The 15,526-nt window shown below is 34.9% G+C and carries 14 protein-coding genes; 10 read left to right on the forward strand and 4 right to left on the reverse strand.

The window, feature by feature from the left end; genetic code table 11:
* The first annotated feature begins 1 nt into the window (after position 1).
* Complete coding sequence (locus tag FH036_RS01380) at positions 2-1,378, forward strand: sensor histidine kinase (protein WP_000839492.1); 1,377 nt, start codon at positions 2-4, stop codon at positions 1,376-1,378.
* Positions 1,379-1,544: 166 nt separating this feature from the next.
* On the opposite strand, the gene FH036_RS01385 is transcribed toward FH036_RS01380, so the two are convergent.
* Positions 1,545-2,804 carry an MFS transporter gene (locus FH036_RS01385; protein ID WP_139895191.1) on the reverse strand — a complete coding sequence of 420 codons (1,260 nt, stop codon included), beginning with the start codon at positions 2,802-2,804 and terminating at the stop codon, positions 1,545-1,547.
* A gap of 69 nt (positions 2,805-2,873) precedes the next feature.
* Positions 2,874-3,497, reverse strand: coding sequence for an ArsR/SmtB family transcription factor (locus FH036_RS01390; RefSeq protein WP_139895192.1), 624 nt, complete (start codon positions 3,495-3,497; stop codon positions 2,874-2,876).
* A gap of 184 nt (positions 3,498-3,681) precedes the next feature.
* Here FH036_RS01390 and FH036_RS01395 point away from each other — a divergent pair, with 184 nt between their 5' ends.
* The gene (locus tag FH036_RS01395; protein WP_000477756.1) at positions 3,682-4,746 is read left to right on the forward strand and encodes an ABC transporter permease; all 1,065 of its coding nucleotides are present in this window, start codon (positions 3,682-3,684) and stop codon (positions 4,744-4,746) included.
* Positions 4,746-5,417, forward strand: a complete 672-nt coding sequence (locus FH036_RS01400; protein WP_000202597.1) for an ABC transporter ATP-binding protein — start codon at positions 4,746-4,748, stop codon at positions 5,415-5,417. The genes FH036_RS01395 and FH036_RS01400 overlap by 1 nt, the downstream gene beginning before the upstream one ends.
* 45 nt (positions 5,418-5,462) lie before the next feature.
* Here the strand turns inward: FH036_RS01400 and FH036_RS01405 are convergent, their stop codons facing one another.
* Together FH036_RS01405 and FH036_RS01410 are read right to left on the reverse strand one after the other, a co-directional pair.
* Positions 5,463-6,581 carry an LPXTG cell wall anchor domain-containing protein gene (locus tag FH036_RS01405; RefSeq protein WP_139895193.1) on the reverse strand — a complete coding sequence of 373 codons (1,119 nt, stop codon included), beginning with the start codon at positions 6,579-6,581 and terminating at the stop codon, positions 5,463-5,465.
* Between the two features lie 149 nt (positions 6,582-6,730).
* The gene (locus FH036_RS01410; RefSeq protein WP_044793116.1) at positions 6,731-7,312 is read right to left on the reverse strand and encodes an ATP-binding protein; all 582 of its coding nucleotides are present in this window, start codon (positions 7,310-7,312) and stop codon (positions 6,731-6,733) included.
* Between the two features lie 215 nt (positions 7,313-7,527).
* Here FH036_RS01410 and FH036_RS01415 point away from each other — a divergent pair, with 215 nt between their 5' ends.
* From FH036_RS01415 to FH036_RS01445, 7 genes are all read left to right on the forward strand, one after another.
* Positions 7,528-8,448 (forward strand): class I SAM-dependent methyltransferase, encoded by a 921-nt coding sequence (locus FH036_RS01415; RefSeq protein WP_138321620.1) that lies wholly within the window; start codon positions 7,528-7,530, stop codon positions 8,446-8,448.
* Between the two features lie 427 nt (positions 8,449-8,875).
* Positions 8,876-9,865, forward strand: coding sequence for a beta-ketoacyl-ACP synthase III (locus FH036_RS01420; RefSeq protein ID WP_139895194.1), 990 nt, complete (start codon positions 8,876-8,878; stop codon positions 9,863-9,865).
* Entirely contained in the window at positions 9,855-11,018 is a 1,164-nt protein-coding gene (locus FH036_RS01425) for an ATP-grasp domain-containing protein (protein WP_139895195.1), read from the forward strand. Before FH036_RS01420 ends, FH036_RS01425 begins: the two co-directional genes overlap by 11 nt.
* The gene (locus FH036_RS01430; RefSeq protein WP_000783223.1) at positions 11,015-12,001 is read left to right on the forward strand and encodes an NAD-dependent epimerase/dehydratase family protein; all 987 of its coding nucleotides are present in this window, start codon (positions 11,015-11,017) and stop codon (positions 11,999-12,001) included. Before FH036_RS01425 ends, FH036_RS01430 begins: the two co-directional genes overlap by 4 nt.
* On the forward strand, positions 11,998-12,849 hold the full coding sequence (locus tag FH036_RS01435; protein WP_000695247.1) for an MBL fold metallo-hydrolase: 852 nt from the start codon (positions 11,998-12,000) through the stop codon (positions 12,847-12,849). Before FH036_RS01430 ends, FH036_RS01435 begins: the two co-directional genes overlap by 4 nt.
* Entirely contained in the window at positions 12,842-14,179 is a 1,338-nt protein-coding gene (locus FH036_RS01440; RefSeq protein WP_139895196.1) for a F390 synthetase-related protein, read from the forward strand. The genes FH036_RS01435 and FH036_RS01440 overlap by 8 nt, the downstream gene beginning before the upstream one ends.
* Positions 14,176-15,321, forward strand: a complete 1,146-nt coding sequence (locus tag FH036_RS01445) for a hypothetical protein (RefSeq protein ID WP_139895197.1) — start codon at positions 14,176-14,178, stop codon at positions 15,319-15,321. The genes FH036_RS01440 and FH036_RS01445 overlap by 4 nt, the downstream gene beginning before the upstream one ends.
* Positions 15,322-15,526: the final 205 nt, after the last annotated feature.

Below are 15,526 nucleotides of genomic sequence, written 5' to 3' on the forward strand. Positions count from 1 at the left end.
GATGAAATCACTATATTCTAGATTTGTTTTTATGACAGTCGGTATTATGCTACTTAGTAGTATTATCGGCTTTTTATTGACGAACGTATATTATCAAGTGAAGTTAAAACCGTATAACAGCGAAAAGATTTTAAAGTATGCTGAGGAAGTTAAATCGTTATATGAAAAGCAAAGTGAAGAAAATCAAGAGGCGTATTTACATTCTATTGCGAAGTTAGGATATGAGATTTATATTGTCGATGATCAAAAGAATGGAAAGCGTATTGGTAATGCGTTTCGTAAGACGTCTATTAGTGATGATACCGTTCATAAAGTACTGCAAGGGGAAACGTTTAATGGCGTTTCTACATATCCGACTCGCCTCTTTATTACCGGTTTTTTCGATAATGAATTAATAAATAGTGTCGGTGTACCGCTAAAGCACGGTGATAAACAGTACGCATTATTTATTCGTCCTGATATTCAAAACCAATTTGGCGAGATGCGAATTTTCTTAGCGGTATTACTTGGGTTTATCGTACTATTAAGTATTATTTTTATAGCGATTGCAGCAGGATATATCGTTCGTCCGATTCGTAAATTTACGAAGGCTACGCAAAAAATTGCGAGTGGTGAATATGAAATCGAATTAGATGTAAAACGAAAAGATGAAATAGGAACGTTATCTACAAGCTTCCAAAAGATGACGAAAAGTATAAAAGAATTAGATGAAATGAGACAAGAATTCGTTTCGAACGTTTCACATGAATTTCAGTCGCCGCTATCTTCTATACAAGGTTTTTCGAAGACGTTGCAAACAGAAAAGATGAGTGAGGAAGAAAGAAATCATTACTTACAAATTATTGAGGGCGAAAGTAAGCGAATGTCTAGTTTATGTAAACAGTTACTTACGCTAGCTTCTTTAGATAAAGAAGAGAAAGTATTACAAATAAAAGAATTCAATTTGCAGAAGCAAATTAAAGATGTCATTTTTATGCTTGAATGGAAATGGCGTGAAAAAGATATCGCTGTTGAATTTGATGTGCCGGATATCGTCATAAAAGGCGATGAAAACTTACTTCATCAAGTATGGAGTAACATTTTCACGAATAGCATTAAGTTTTCAAATGATGGTGGGACTATTGAGTTTTTCGTCGAAGAGTTAGAGTCTAGCGTTATAATCTCTATATCCGATAACGGAATCGGCATGGAAAAAGAAGAAATGGAACGTATTTTTGATCGCTTCTACAAAGTAGATACAGCAAGAGCAAGAAATGTAGAAGGCAGCGGTTTAGGGTTATCGATCGTGCAGAAGATTGTTGAACTGCATAAAGGAACTGTTTCGGTTTATAGCACGAAAGGGGAAGGGACGACTGTTCGGGTGGAGCTTCCGAAATAGAGGGAAGAGGCTGTTTGGAAACGGCCTCTTCTTTTTGTCGTTTTTTGTCGGTAAATTGATATAATCGAAAAATCGCTGATATAATTTGAGTTGCGCCGATATAATTCGAGTTGCGCTGATATATTTGAAAAATCGCCGATATAAATTTCACGTACCCTAACTCCTATTATAAAGCCGCACCTTTCCCACGTTCTTCCTTAAACCGAACCCCAAAAGTATCCGCTGTAATCTCATCAGCTTTCGGCAATGCCCGTAATTTCGGATGAAGTAGCCATACGAGAGAAATAAATAAAATCCCGATGCTAGCGAGTGCGAAAATGATTTGGCTATTCAATACATTTGCAGCATATCCGCCAATTAAAGAACCGAACGGCATAGCAATTGTGCTCATACTTCGCATGACTGAATTGATGCGGCCAATATATTGATTTGGAATTACAATTTGGCTAATTGTCGCAAATAATATGTTGGTTGCACCAATTGGAATCCAAGCTAGGCCGAATAAGAGAATAGATAGCCATTGAAACGGTACAACCGTAGAGAGGAACCAAAAGGTAGCGCCAGTCGCAAAGCTAATAATAGAAGCGCGGCCAACATTACGTTTACCAACCCATGAACTGAATAATGCACCGATGAGACTACCTGCTGATATAGCAGCTAAGAAGAAGCCATATGATTTCACGCCTCCTAAAGAATCAGCGAAAGAAGGGAGTATTGCCATCGTCATACCGATAGAAAAATTGGCAACAACTGAACCGATTAAGAAGACGCTCATTAAGGAACGAAAGACGATTGAAAAGCCTTCTTTTAAATCAGAGAAATATTGTTTAGTTGAAAGTGATGTGCCCGTATCGGTTTGCTGTGGCATTTTCAATGAAAAGAACAAAAGAGCTGTAATCGCAAATGTTAAGGAGTCGACCAAATATAAAGTAATGGCGCCAAATAGTGCTACTAATATGCCGGAAAGCGTCGTGCAAATTAAATCAATGCCTTGATACGCAAATGAGAAGAGTGAGTTTCCTTTTAATAATTGTGTTTTATGCAGTAGAAGTGGTAAAGCTTTTGATTGTGCGGGATAGGCAAATTGTTCGATAAAAGCTACGATTGGCATAATGATGAGTAGTAATTGGACGGTTAGTAGGTCGAAGTAGTGTGTAATAGGAATGATTAATATAAGAATGCATTGCAGTACTTGTGTGATGACGAGAGTGTTTTTAATTGGCCATCTATCAACGAATGGGCCGGTAAGGAATTGTAATGCAGAAGGTAGTAACGTAAGGAAACCAGCCAATCCAGAATAAAAAGGATTACCACTCAGCTTATATACGAGCCACATTGCTGCTACGTAATATAAGCTATCTCCTATGTTGGTAAAAATTCTTCCTAAAAATAATAATAGGAAATTCCGGTTTTTTAATATGTCCACTTTATCTACTCCTTTATAAGAAATTTATTCGGTAAAATAAATTTGACCGTTTATGTAAAAAAAATCGTATTACGATTTTTCTTCTTCTTTAATAAATTGCTGCATTGTTCTCTCTGCGATTTGAAGTGCAGTGGTAGAAATGTAATAAGATTTACTATTTGGATCTTTATCCGCGTCTTTTGCGATTTCATTTAATTCAGCCATCAATTGATGAAATTTTTTCACCCACACTTGAAATTGTTCTGGCGTAACATCAAACTCCCAGCAAGATGAAACGTAATTCCACTCAGCCGGGTCTTCACTTTCTTTTCTTAATGTAAAAGCTTCTTCGGGTGCAGCAAGAATATGACTTTTCGTTCTTTCCGTCATTTGTAAAAAGATTTGGCGACCTGATTCACTTACTATTTCTAAATGAGGTAATAGTTCGGCAGCAGGGGTAAAGCCTCTAGCGACAGATTGATAAAATTTTTGAACGATGCCATTTTTTTCTTCTGTATATACGATTTCTATAAAGCCATTTTTCTCTAATTCTTTTAAATGATAATGAATTTTCGCCCTTGAAATGCCGAATTTTTCAGATAGTAGTTGTCCTGTATAAGGACGTTCACATAGACGCATCATCATTTCGACACGTAGTGGATCGCTCATTGCTTTTAGTTGGCTATAAGTAGTTAGTGTGAACATGGGCTTCAAAATGATCAACTCCTTGAATAAAATTACTCGGTCAATATTATTTGACTGAATTGTATCAAGGATTCTATTTATTTTCAATACTTTCTGAAAATTTAATCTTTCCTCTGTAATCTTCTGTTCATATTCCGTTCATATTTCTTTTTTATGATAAGTGCATAGAAAGAAAGAGGAAGGAGCGAGCGAAATGTTTTTAGCTCTGCGTGAATTAAAACAATCAAAATTAAGATACGGATTAATCGGATTGATTATGGTGTTATTATCATTTTTAGTCCTTGTGATTTCAGGATTAGCAAATGGATTATCATATGATAATGCTTCATCGATTCAAAATATGGAGGCAAACAAGTTCGTTTTAGCAGATGATGCGGAAAATAAATTACTTCGTTCACAAATTAAGAAAGATGATGTAGATAACGTAGTAAATCAAGTAGGCGAGAAAGAGGCCGTTCCGTTTCGTGTGAAAGTTTCAACGTATGAAAAGAAAGATAGTTCAAAAAAGGTTGATATCGCTATTTTCTCAAGTGAACGCGATACATTTTTAGAACCGAACATTGTAAAAGGTGAGAAATTAGGTACAGCAAATAACGAAATGGTTGCTGACGAATCAATTAAAGAAAAAGGAATCGATATTGGGGATACAATTATTGATCCTGTTTCAAAGAAAGAATTTACAATCGTTGGATTTACGAAAGATCAAATGTTTAGCCATACACCAGTCGTTTATGTAAATGAAGACGTATGGGGTGCTATTTCACAACCAAACCAAAAAGATTATAGTGCAATTGCACTTAACACAGATAAAGAGACTAAAAATGCACACGTAATTGACAAAAAAGAAGTATTGCAAAGTATTCCAGGATTTAAAGAAGAGCAAGGAACATTAACGATGATTATTGCATTCTTACTAGTTATCGCTGCGTTACTAATCGGTGTATTCTTCTACGTTATTACACTGCAAAAAACACAGCAATTAGGTGTATTAAAAGCAATCGGTACGAAGAATTCGTATTTAGCAAATAGCTTAGTCGTGCAGGCGTTATTCTTATCAGTCGTTGCGATGGTAATCAGTATCGTTCTTGTACAAGGATTAGAACAAATTTTACCAGCAGGTATGCCGTTCTTATTAACAACACCGATGATTGCACAATATGCAGCAATCTTTATCTTAATTAGTATTTTAGGAACACTTATTTCGTTATACCAAGTATTAAAAGTTGATGCGCTAGAGGCAATTGGAGGCGGGATGTAATGACTTCATTATTAAAATTAGACAAAGTAAGTAAAGTGTACGGAGAAGGGAATACGGAAGTAACAGCCCTTCATCCGATATCACTTGATGTGAAAGCTGGAGAATTTATCGGAATCGTCGGTCCTTCTGGATCAGGAAAAAGTACGTTATTATCAATCGCGGGTGCACTATTATCACCGTCAAAAGGGGATATTTATATTCGTGAGCAAAATATTACACAGTTATCAGAAAAGGAAATGACAGACATTCGTTTGAAAAAAATCGGCTTCATTTTCCAGTTTGCAAACCTTGTTCCATATTTAAATGTGAAGGAACAGTTACTTTACATTGCTAAGCTGAAAAAAGAAAGTAAACAAGAATCAGAAAAGCGTGCGGATCATTTATTAGCAGCATTTGGATTAGGAGAAAGAAAAAATCATTATCCAAATCAACTATCTGGTGGGGAAAAACAAAGGGTAGCAATTGCTCGTGCGTTCATGAATAACCCAGATTTAATATTAGCGGATGAGCCAACGGCAAGCTTAGACTCAAAACGCGCACGTGAAGTTGTTGAAATGATGAAACGTGAAGTGAAGGAGAGCCAAAAAGCAGCAATTATGATTACGCATGATGAAAGAATGCTTGATGTATGTGATCGTATATTGACGCTTCGAGATGGACAATTAATATAAAGAAAAAGGCCAACCGTACATGCGGTTGGCCTTTGTATAATAGCTTTATTTTGAGAATAACGTTTTAATTTTATTTCGTGTTACTAATAAAATCCCGCCTAATACAGATAACATACCTAAAGCCATATTATTTGATTGCTCACTACCAGCGTTAGGAAGTTCTTTAGTATTAGTGTTTGTGTTTGTAGTATCAGTCTTTGTTTCAGTTTGTTTTGCTTGAGATACTTCATTAATTTTGTTATCTACATTTTGCTTCGTTGTATGTATCTCAGCTAATTTGTCATCAATTTTTTTCTCAGTATGTTTAAAGTCATTGATTTTAATATCTAAGTCTTGTTTTTTCTTTGATAAATCGTCTGAAACAGTTTGTTTCGCTTGTTTCATTTCGTTAATTTTATTGATTAAATCTTGTCTAGCTTCTTGTAATGCAGCTAGTTTGTTTTTCACATCTTGTTTAGCTAGTTCTAAGTTAGCGGAAAGGCTATCTAAATTACCTTTAATTTTCTTAAGTTCCTCTAACGTGTTACCAGTATTCGGTTTGTTTTCTTTTAGCTCAGCAAGTTTGTCCTCAGCAGTTTGTTTTGCTTTCTTTAACTCAGCTAATTTTTCATCGACTTGTTTTTTAACTTCCTTAAGTTCATTAACCTTTTGATCGATGTTCTCTTTATGCTGCTTAATTTCATTCACTTTTTCATCGACAGTTTGTTTATGTTCTTTAATCTCATTTACTTTGTTATCGATATTTTGCTTATGTTCTTTCACTTCAGCAACTTTATCTTCTACTTGCTTTTTATGCTCTTTAATTTCAGCGATTTTATCTTCAGCGATTTGTTTGTCTTGCTGAAGTTTTGCATCGAACTCTTCTTTACGTTGTTTTATTTCGTTAATTTTTTCATCAGCAACTTGTTTACGCTCATGTAGTTCATTAACTTTCGTATCAACATTTTCCTTAACTTGGTTAAGTTCATTCAATGTTTGATCCACGTTTTCTTTGTGCTGCTGCAATTTCGCATCGAACTCTTGTTTATGTTGCTTAATTTCAGCTAATCGATCTCCCGTACTTTGCTGAGAAGTAGCATCAGTTACTTCCGCATGAGCAGAGTTTGCGCCAGCAATCATTGCTAAAGCTAGTGTAGACGCAGCGATTGTTTGTTTTGTTTTCATATTTTGTACCTCTTTTCTTTCATATGCATGAACTGTTTTGTGTAAAAATGAGCATATAGAAGTAGATTATCTTATCATTATATACTATGTTAGGCGCTTAGAGGAAGGATTTGCATAATAATCTATCATTATGTAATTCTTATAGTCTCTTATTTTGGAGTAGGGGACAAAACTTTAGCTAGATGAACAATTTCTTCAATAGTAAAGCTTACATCTTTACTATTGCGAATAACAAACAAATAATCAGCCTCGTTTTCTACAGGATCTACGACATCTTCGTGAAGTGATTCAGCTTGTTGTTGATCAAGTACTTCTTTGAAACTAGCATATCCACCTCTAAAAATATTCGTATTTCGCGTGCTTCGAGCCACTCTTTCGTAAAGTACATCATCTGGAATGTCAAAATGAACGAGTATGCGTACATATTCATTTTGTGGAAATAATTCGTTTAGTAAATATAACCTTCCGTTTTTACTGCGATTGGAGTTACTAATAATAAGGTGTAAATTTGTATGTCCTTTCGCATAATCAACAATGAATTTAGAAAGACCGTGCTTAAATGTATTAGGGCCTTCAGCCGGCTGTAATTTTTCGTAATGCGTGTTAATAAATTCAGCTTGGTTATCTTGATCCATAACGAAAGAGTGGGGTAACTCTTTTTCTAAAGCTTTTGCGAATGTAGTTTTACCGCTGTGTGTTTTTCCTACCGTAATAATGACGAATCGTTTCATATTGGCCTCCATGTGTGTTGTTATAGTCTGGAATATTCAATGTAGATTGAATATTTTCCTGCCAGAGAATATACAAAGTGCTGAAGTGATAGTAGGCTGGAAACTTGACAAAAAAACTTATTTATGCTATAATTTACCAATATAAAAATAAAGTGTATAATAGGGTTCTCCTGGCCGGGGGGACCCTATTTTTTTGTGAAAATGAAGGAGAGTGTATGTGCGTGAAACAAGGTGAAGCAAGTGTAACGTCGTTAGTATCAGCTTTCGGAAGGGCGTATCACAGTGAATTTGATCGTCCTAAAATCTTTGATGATTATGTAGCTAAAGATTTTATTTCAAAAAAAGAACGTAACGAAATTGAAATGAACATGGTTCAAGGAATACATTTTTTCAATACAGACATTGCAAAGCAGTTTCAAGATAATCCGAAAGAAATATTAAAATGGATTACGCAAGTTCAATTATCACCAACACCTTTAGCACGTGCGGCATATTGTGAAAGAGTATTACTACATGAGATTACGCTGGGAGTGAAACAATACGTTATACTCGGTGCGGGATTAGATACATTCAGTTTTAGACACCGAGAATTAGAGAGTAATATAGAAATATTTGAAGTGGATCATCCTTCTACACAAGGGTTTAAGAAGGAGAGAATAAAAGAAGCAGAACTTGAAGTTCCAAATAATCTTCATTTTATTTCGATGGATTTCACGAAAGGATTTTCCTATGAGCAGTTACAGAATGAAGGATTTGAAAATAAAAAAACGTTCTTTAGCCTTTTAGGTGTGTCGTATTATTTAACAAAAGGGGAGCTTTCTAGTTTAATAGAATGTTTATTCGAGATGGTTCCAGAAGGGAGCTCTATCGTTTTTGATTATCCAGATGAAAACTTATTTACGGAAAAAGGGTTGTCCAATCGAGTGGAAAATATGGTGAAAATGGCTGCAGTAGGCGGAGAACCGATGAAATCATGTTTTTCTTATGCCGAAATGGAAGCACTGTTAGAGAAGATGGGCTTACTCATTTATGAACATTTATCGCCAGAGGATATTCATACATTATATTTTGAAGGACGAAACGATTATTTAGAAGCTTTTGAGACGGTGCATTATGTGCATGCGGTGAAGAAGTAGGAATTAGTAGGCATGGGGAGGAATCTCTGTGTCTTTTTTTAAACAAAAGAGAAAATAGAAGATGTTTAAATGAGATGTATATACGTTCCATATGTTTATATTTGCTGCTCAATAAACGATCCTCTCACGTAAGTTCATACCACATATTCACTTTTATTTACAAAAAATACTATTAATTATTTTCGGATAATTGTTATAATATAATTAAATTGATATAAAAGTGTTTTTCTAAAGTATGTATTTGAAGAATTCTCATGCAAAAAGAGCCAGTTCTCAAGTAGAGAACTGGCTCTTTTTTGAAGAGAAGTAGGATTAGATGTACATAATGGGATGGCAGAAGTTTACAATAAAATCTGTATTTATCTACAACAGTAGTTATATATGACGGAATTTTAAAATTTATAAAAAGATTAAGAGGCGATAGAAAATGAAAAGATATATTAGTATAAAAGGAATTGGCACATATCTTCCAAAACGAAAAGTAGATTCTCTTGAAATAGATCGTATGTTAGACGTACCAGAAGGCTGGACATTAAAAAAAGCTGGAGTAAAAACACGATACTTTGTTGATGGGGAAACGTCTTCTTATATGGGGGCTGAGGCTGCAAAAAAAGCTGTAGAAGATGCGAAGTTAACATGGGATGATATCGATTGTATTATTTGCGGAAGCGGAACGATTCAACAGGCGATTCCTTCTACTGCATCACTTATTCAAGAACAGCTCGGGCTACAGCATTCTGGTATTCCATGTTTTGATATCAATTCAACATGTCTAAGTTTCATAACAGCACTTGATACAATTTCATACGCAATTGAATGCGGGAGATACAAAAATGTTGTTATTATTTCTTCTGAAATTTCTTCTGTTGGATTAAATTGGGGACAAAATGAAAGCAGTATTTTATTCGGTGACGGTGCGGCAGCTGTTGTCATAACAAAAGGCGATCATTCATCTTCTATTATTGCTTCTCATATGGAAACATATAGCTCTGGTGCGCATTTATCAGAAATTCGTGGCGGTGGAACGATGATTCATCCTAGGGAGTATAGTGAGGAACGAAAAGAAGACTTCTTGTTCGATATGAATGGAAGAGCCATTTTTAAACTATCTTCTAAGTATTTAATGAAGTTTATCGACAAGCTCCTTATGGATACTGGTTATTCTCTAGCCGATATTGATTTAATTATTCCTCACCAAGCAAGTGGACCAGCTATGAGACTCATTCGTAAAAAATTAGGGGTAGATGAAGAACGTTTTATGACTATTTTTGAAGACTACGGCAATATGATTTCCGCATCTATTCCAGTCGCTCTTTTCGAAGCGATTAAGCAAAAGAAAGTGCAACGTGGAAATAAAATATTATTATTAGGCACTTCTGCGGGACTTTCTATCGGGGGCATCCTTCTTGAATACTAAGAAAACAGTATTACTGACAGGGGCACGTGCACCAGCAACTTTGCATTTATGCAGACTGTTTCATAACGCTGGACATACCGTTATTATTGCAGATAGTATTCCTTATCCGTTAAGTAAAGTTTCAAAAAGTACGGATTACTTTTATGAAATCCCATCTCCAAAGTGGAAAACAAATGAAAGTATTCGTGCGCTACTATCCATTATTCAACGTCACAATGTAGATTTGCTTATTCCTACTTGTGAAGAAGTATTTTATATATCTAAATATAAAGGGGAATTAAGTGCATTTTGTCATGTATTAGTAGATGATTTTCAAAAACTTTTATTACTGCATAATAAGTGGGTATTTATTCAGTTCGTAGAAAATTTAGGGTGGCAAGTACCTGCAACATATAGAATAAATAATGAAGAAGCGATAAGGTCAATGATGCACAAAACACCAGCTCATACTCCTTTTGTATTAAAGCCGATTTACTCCCGGTTTTCTGATAAAGTGGAATTTATTACAAAAGAGGCTGCTCTAAAAGAAAGCATGATACGTAAGCCGAATTATATTATGCAAGAGTTTATACAAGGAACGCAGCATTGTTCCTACAGTATTGCACAATCTGGGGAAGTGTTGGCTCACTCTACGTATAAAACGGAATTCACGGCAGGCTTAGGTGCTACCATTGCGTTTCAGCATATGAATCATCCTAAAATTGATCAGTTTGTTACGCATATTGTAAAAGAGTTAAATTTCTCAGGACAAATTGCCTTTGATTTTATCGTTACAGAGAATGGAGATGCGATTCCAATTGAATGTAATCCACGTAGTACAAGTGGATTACATTTATTCGATGAGGAAATATTGCCCGCGTTTTTTAATGAAAAAGTAAACAATTCATTCGTTCCAAAACAAAATTCGGAGTGTGCAATTCGGTTAGCGATGCTTCTATATGGATTTCCTTATTTAAAAAGTAAAGAAAAACGTAAACGATGGTTAAAAGTTCTATGCTCTTATCCAGATATCGTTTATCGTCACAATGATTGGAAACCATTTTTTTATCAGTTTTTTAGCATGTATAAATTATGGCGTGAAAGTTATAAACATGAACGGACTATTTTAGAGCAAACAACATATGACATATCGTGGGATGGTGAAGATTTATGAAAATGCTAGTAACTGGTGGAACGGGCTTTCTAGGACAAAAACTCGCCTTTCGACTGAAAAATATGGGCTATGAAGTAACGGCAACGGGAAGAAATAAAACAATCGGTAAGGTATTAGAACAAAATGGGATCGAGTTTGTTCATTGTCCTCTTGAAGACAGGGAGCGTGTGGTACAAGTTTGTAAAGATAAAGATTATATTTTTCATAGTGGCGCACTTTCTTCCCCTTGGGGCAAATATGAAGATTTTTATAATGCGAATGTGTTAGGAACGAAACATATTATCGAGGGAAGTCAAAAGTATGGTATAAAACGCCTTATCCACGTATCAACGCCAAGTATTTATTTTTATTATGATGAGCGACAAAATGTAGTAGAAAATGCGAAACTTCCTGATACGTTTGTAAATCATTATGCAACAACGAAGTACATAGCTGAACAAGCGATTGATCAAGCTTTCGTACATGGTTTACCAGTTATCACAATACGCCCGCGTGCTTTATTCGGACCAGGGGATAACGCAATTCTTCCGCGTCTTATTAAAGTATGTGAAAAAGGGGCTTTACCGAGAATTGGTACAGAAAATGTTCTTGTTGATATTACGTATGTTGAGAATGTTGTAGATGCTTTACTTCTTTGTATGCATTCCCCAAAACATACATTAGGGCAAAAGTACAATATAACAAATGATGAACGTATCAATTTATATGAGGTCATAGAAAATGTAATGAAGCGCCTTGATAAGGAAGTACGATATAAAAAAATTTCCTACAAAACTGCTTTTACACTAGCGGCTATATTAGAAGGAGTCTCAAAAACTATTTTATTCGGAAAAGAACCTATTCTTACAAAGTATACTGTTAGCGTCCTTTCAAAAAGCCAGACGTTAAGTATTGATAAAGCTAAAGAAGAACTAGGATATGCTCCAAAGGTCAGTATAGAAGAAGGAATTACAAAATTTGTAGACTGGTGGAAAATACAATGAAAATCAAATCTTTAAAGCTATATGATACAGGATATTGTACACATCCAGAAAAAATCGCATACTCCAAGGGCAGTTGGAAACAAATCTGTTTTCCAGCAACAGTAGGATTACTCCAGCATCCAGAATTAGGATATATTTTATTTGATACTGGATATGCAGGACACTTTAAAGAAGCGACAAAAAAATTCCCTTACTCTGTATATGCAAAACTGACGCCTGTTCATTTTACGGAAGAGCAATCTATTAAACAGCAACTTCTTCTTGATGGTATTCAGCCAGAAGAAATTAAATATATTATTCTTTCTCATTTTCATGGCGATCATACAGCGGGTTTACCCGATTTTCCAAAAGCGAAAATATTAACCTTCGCAAAAGCTTATGAGGATATTAAAAAGAGAAGTAAATTTGGTGCTCTATTAAAAGGGTGCCTAAAAGATACATTGCCAGTGGATTTAGAGCAGAGGATGACATTCATTGATCGAACTCCATCTCTTAACTTACCTTCTACATATGGAAAGTTTGAAGAGGGCTATGATGTATTTGATGATGGCTCATTATTTGCTGTTGACTTAACAGGACATGCAACTGGTCAATTTGGTATATTCGTCCATTTACAGAGTAATAAAATTGTTTTTCTTTGCGCAGACGCAGTGTGGCTAAGTAAAACGTATCAAAACCTTGTATTTCCTAGTAAGATTGCCAACCTTTTAACGAGCGACCCAAAGTCTTACCGGAAGAATATTGAGAAGTTACACCATTTATCACAAACATCATCTGAGATTGAAATTGTACCAACGCATTGTGAACATACATGGGATAAAATTAAAGCAGAGGTGTACTATGAATAAACTACGGATTCTCAAGCAATACTTGAAAACAAAATATGGCTTGAGATTTTCAAATCGCAAACAATTGGAACAGTTTCATAAACAACAAATAGAAAAACAACTTTTGTTCACGATAGAGGCGTCGCCTTTTTATCGCCAGTTATATAAGCCGTTTTTACATGAAATTCAAAAGGGAAATTTGTGTGCACTCCCCATTATTGATAAAGAAGTAATGATGGAACATTTTGATACATTAAATACAGTCCATATTTCAAAGGAAGAAGCGTTTCATATAGCATTTGAAGCAGAGAAGACCCGGAATTTCTCACCAACCATTCGTAATATAACTGTCGGTTTATCATCAGGCACTAGTGGAAATCGTGGGGTTTTTCTCGTTTCCGAGGAAGAACAAACGTTGTGGGCTGGCTCGATTATTGGAAAGGTGCTTCCTTCTAGCATTCTACATAAACACACGATTGCTTTTTTCTTACGTGCAAATAGCAACTTATACGAAGCGACAAAAAATAAGCGAATCTCATTTCATTTTTTTGATTTACTAGATTCGTTTCAACAGCATATCACGCGATTAAATGAAGTAAAGCCATCTATTTTAATTGCACCTCCGTCTATGTTACGGAAAATTGCTTACTGGCAGCAAGAAGGACTGATTACAATTTGTCCTAAGAAAATTATCTCTGTAGCAGAAGTGCTTGAAGATATTGATAGAGACTTTATTTCTGCAACTTTCAAGCAGACAGTACACCAAGTTTACCAATGTACAGAAGGTTTTCTTGCTACCACCTGCAAGCAGGGGACATTACACATGAATGAAGACCTCGTTCATATTGAAAAAGAATACTTAGATCAAGAGAAAGGGATATTTGTTCCCATAATTACTGATTTCATGAGGAAAACACAGCCTATTATACGCTATCGTCTCAATGACATATTAATTGAGAAAAAAACGCCGTGCAGCTGTGGCTCACCTTTCTTAGCATTAGAACGTATTGATGGTCGATGTGACGATATATTTATTGGAATAAGTGAAGTGGATCATAGCGAAATATTTATTTTTCCAGATTTTATTAGAAGAGCAATTTTGTTTGCATCTAGTGACATCCAAGAATTTAAAGTAATACAACATAGCGTAGATAAAATTGAAATTAAACTTAAAGCACTACCTGAAAATCTCGAATTATGTCAATCAAAGGTAATGCAAGAATTACATACACTATGGTCTACGAAAAAGTGTGCGATACCGCATGTTTTCTTTTCGCATTACGATATTCAAGTATATGATAAAAAATTAAAAAGAATAGAAAGTTTTGTAAGGCGTGGTGAACATAAATGATTCAGTTACATGATGATCATTCCTTGCATAGCATTGATTGGGAATCCAAAAAAGATGGAGCGTATGTACGAGATAGTTTCTTGCCTCTTTTTCAACAGGGCGTTACAGCATTTATTGAAAATGTGAACACGCAGCTCTTTCTATTAGAAATTGATGATCTCATCTTACCAGTCACTCTTAATAACGCAGAGTTCGAAAATTCATATGTATGTTCTCCTTATACACATTACATATCTTATGCGTTAGAAGAGCTATGGGAGTTGAAAAAACCATGGCTTGAGAAGCTACTAACCTATCCGATTCATTTTATGGGAAATTGGCTAAGACGAACGAATATAAATAAAGTCATTGTCGTAAATAATTGGATGCTTTCAACAAATCTGTATCACTCTATCAACGAACAACAAATCGAACAAATAACGAAATTATTAGTTGAGAAATTTCCAGAGCATACTATTCTATTTCGCTCTTTAAATAACAAATTATATCCCGCAACGACAGAAGCACTATCTACAGTCGGTTACAATAAAATTATGTCTCGTTCTATATACTTATTTGATCCGAAACAGTATAAAAAAATGAATCGAAAAAAACGAAAAGATTTACTAAATGATAAAAGTTTATTAGAGAAAAGCAATTATGAAATCATTACGAATGAAGAATTAACAAAAGAAGATATTTTACAAATTTCCCATTTATACAACCAACTATATATAGAAAAATATTCTGCCCATAACCCAATGTTTACACCCGCTTATTTATGGAATGCTCTTCAGCATCGTTTATTTGAGATAAAGGCCATAAAAAAAGGGAATACAATTGATGGTGTCATTGCTTATTTTATTAGGGATGGAGTTATGACAACGCCGATCCTTGGTTATCATACAAACACTGACCAGCAACAAGGTTTATACCGTATACTGTCCCTCCTTATTACAATGGATTCTATTGAAAAAGATTTAATTTGTCATTGTAGTGCTGGGGCTGGAGAGTTCAAACGAAATCGTGGTGCAACACAGCAAATTGAATACAGTTATGTATATAACGCTCATTTACCACCTAGCCAACAAAAGGTATGGAAAGTATTAATGTGGATATTAAATACATATATAGAACCGATGGCAAAAAAACATCGCTTTTAAGCAAAAAAGGATAAGATTCGTAAATTGTAGGAGTTATAAGTGTTTCATCTTGTTCTGTTAGTTGATTGAACAAAATGTTTTTTTAGTAGGCTACATAAAATAATCAATCTTTTTCATAAAAACTTAGGGAGGCCAGAAGAACTCCAAACATTTTACTCAAAATGTTTGGGGTTCTTCTTTTTATAAAATAAATATTTGTAGTGTG

It is taken from the genome of Bacillus sp. CD3-5 (genome assembly GCF_006349665.1).
Taxonomy (GTDB): Bacteria; Bacillota; Bacilli; order Bacillales; family Bacillaceae_G; genus Bacillus_A; species Bacillus_A paranthracis.

Coding starts and splice junctions, on each gene's coding strand:
- FH036_RS01430 (WP_000783223.1), top strand. CDS start 11,015: ATGAAAATGCTAGTAACTGGTGGAACGGGCTTTCTAGGACAAAAACTC.
- FH036_RS01445 (WP_139895197.1), top strand. CDS start 14,176: ATGATTCAGTTACATGATGATCATTCCTTGCATAGCATTGATTGGGAA.
- FH036_RS01380 (WP_000839492.1), top strand. CDS start 2: ATGAAATCACTATATTCTAGATTTGTTTTTATGACAGTCGGTATTATG.
- FH036_RS01420 (WP_139895194.1), top strand. CDS start 8,876: ATGAAAAGATATATTAGTATAAAAGGAATTGGCACATATCTTCCAAAA.
- FH036_RS01400 (WP_000202597.1), top strand. CDS start 4,746: ATGACTTCATTATTAAAATTAGACAAAGTAAGTAAAGTGTACGGAGAA.
- FH036_RS01415 (WP_138321620.1), top strand. CDS start 7,528: ATGTGCGTGAAACAAGGTGAAGCAAGTGTAACGTCGTTAGTATCAGCT.
- FH036_RS01435 (WP_000695247.1), top strand. CDS start 11,998: ATGAAAATCAAATCTTTAAAGCTATATGATACAGGATATTGTACACAT.
- FH036_RS01410 (WP_044793116.1), bottom strand. CDS start 7,312: ATGAAACGATTCGTCATTATTACGGTAGGAAAAACACACAGCGGTAAA.
- FH036_RS01395 (WP_000477756.1), top strand. CDS start 3,682: ATGTTTTTAGCTCTGCGTGAATTAAAACAATCAAAATTAAGATACGGA.
- FH036_RS01440 (WP_139895196.1), top strand. CDS start 12,842: ATGAATAAACTACGGATTCTCAAGCAATACTTGAAAACAAAATATGGC.
- FH036_RS01405 (WP_139895193.1), bottom strand. CDS start 6,581: ATGAAAACAAAACAAACAATCGCTGCGTCTACACTAGCTTTAGCAATG.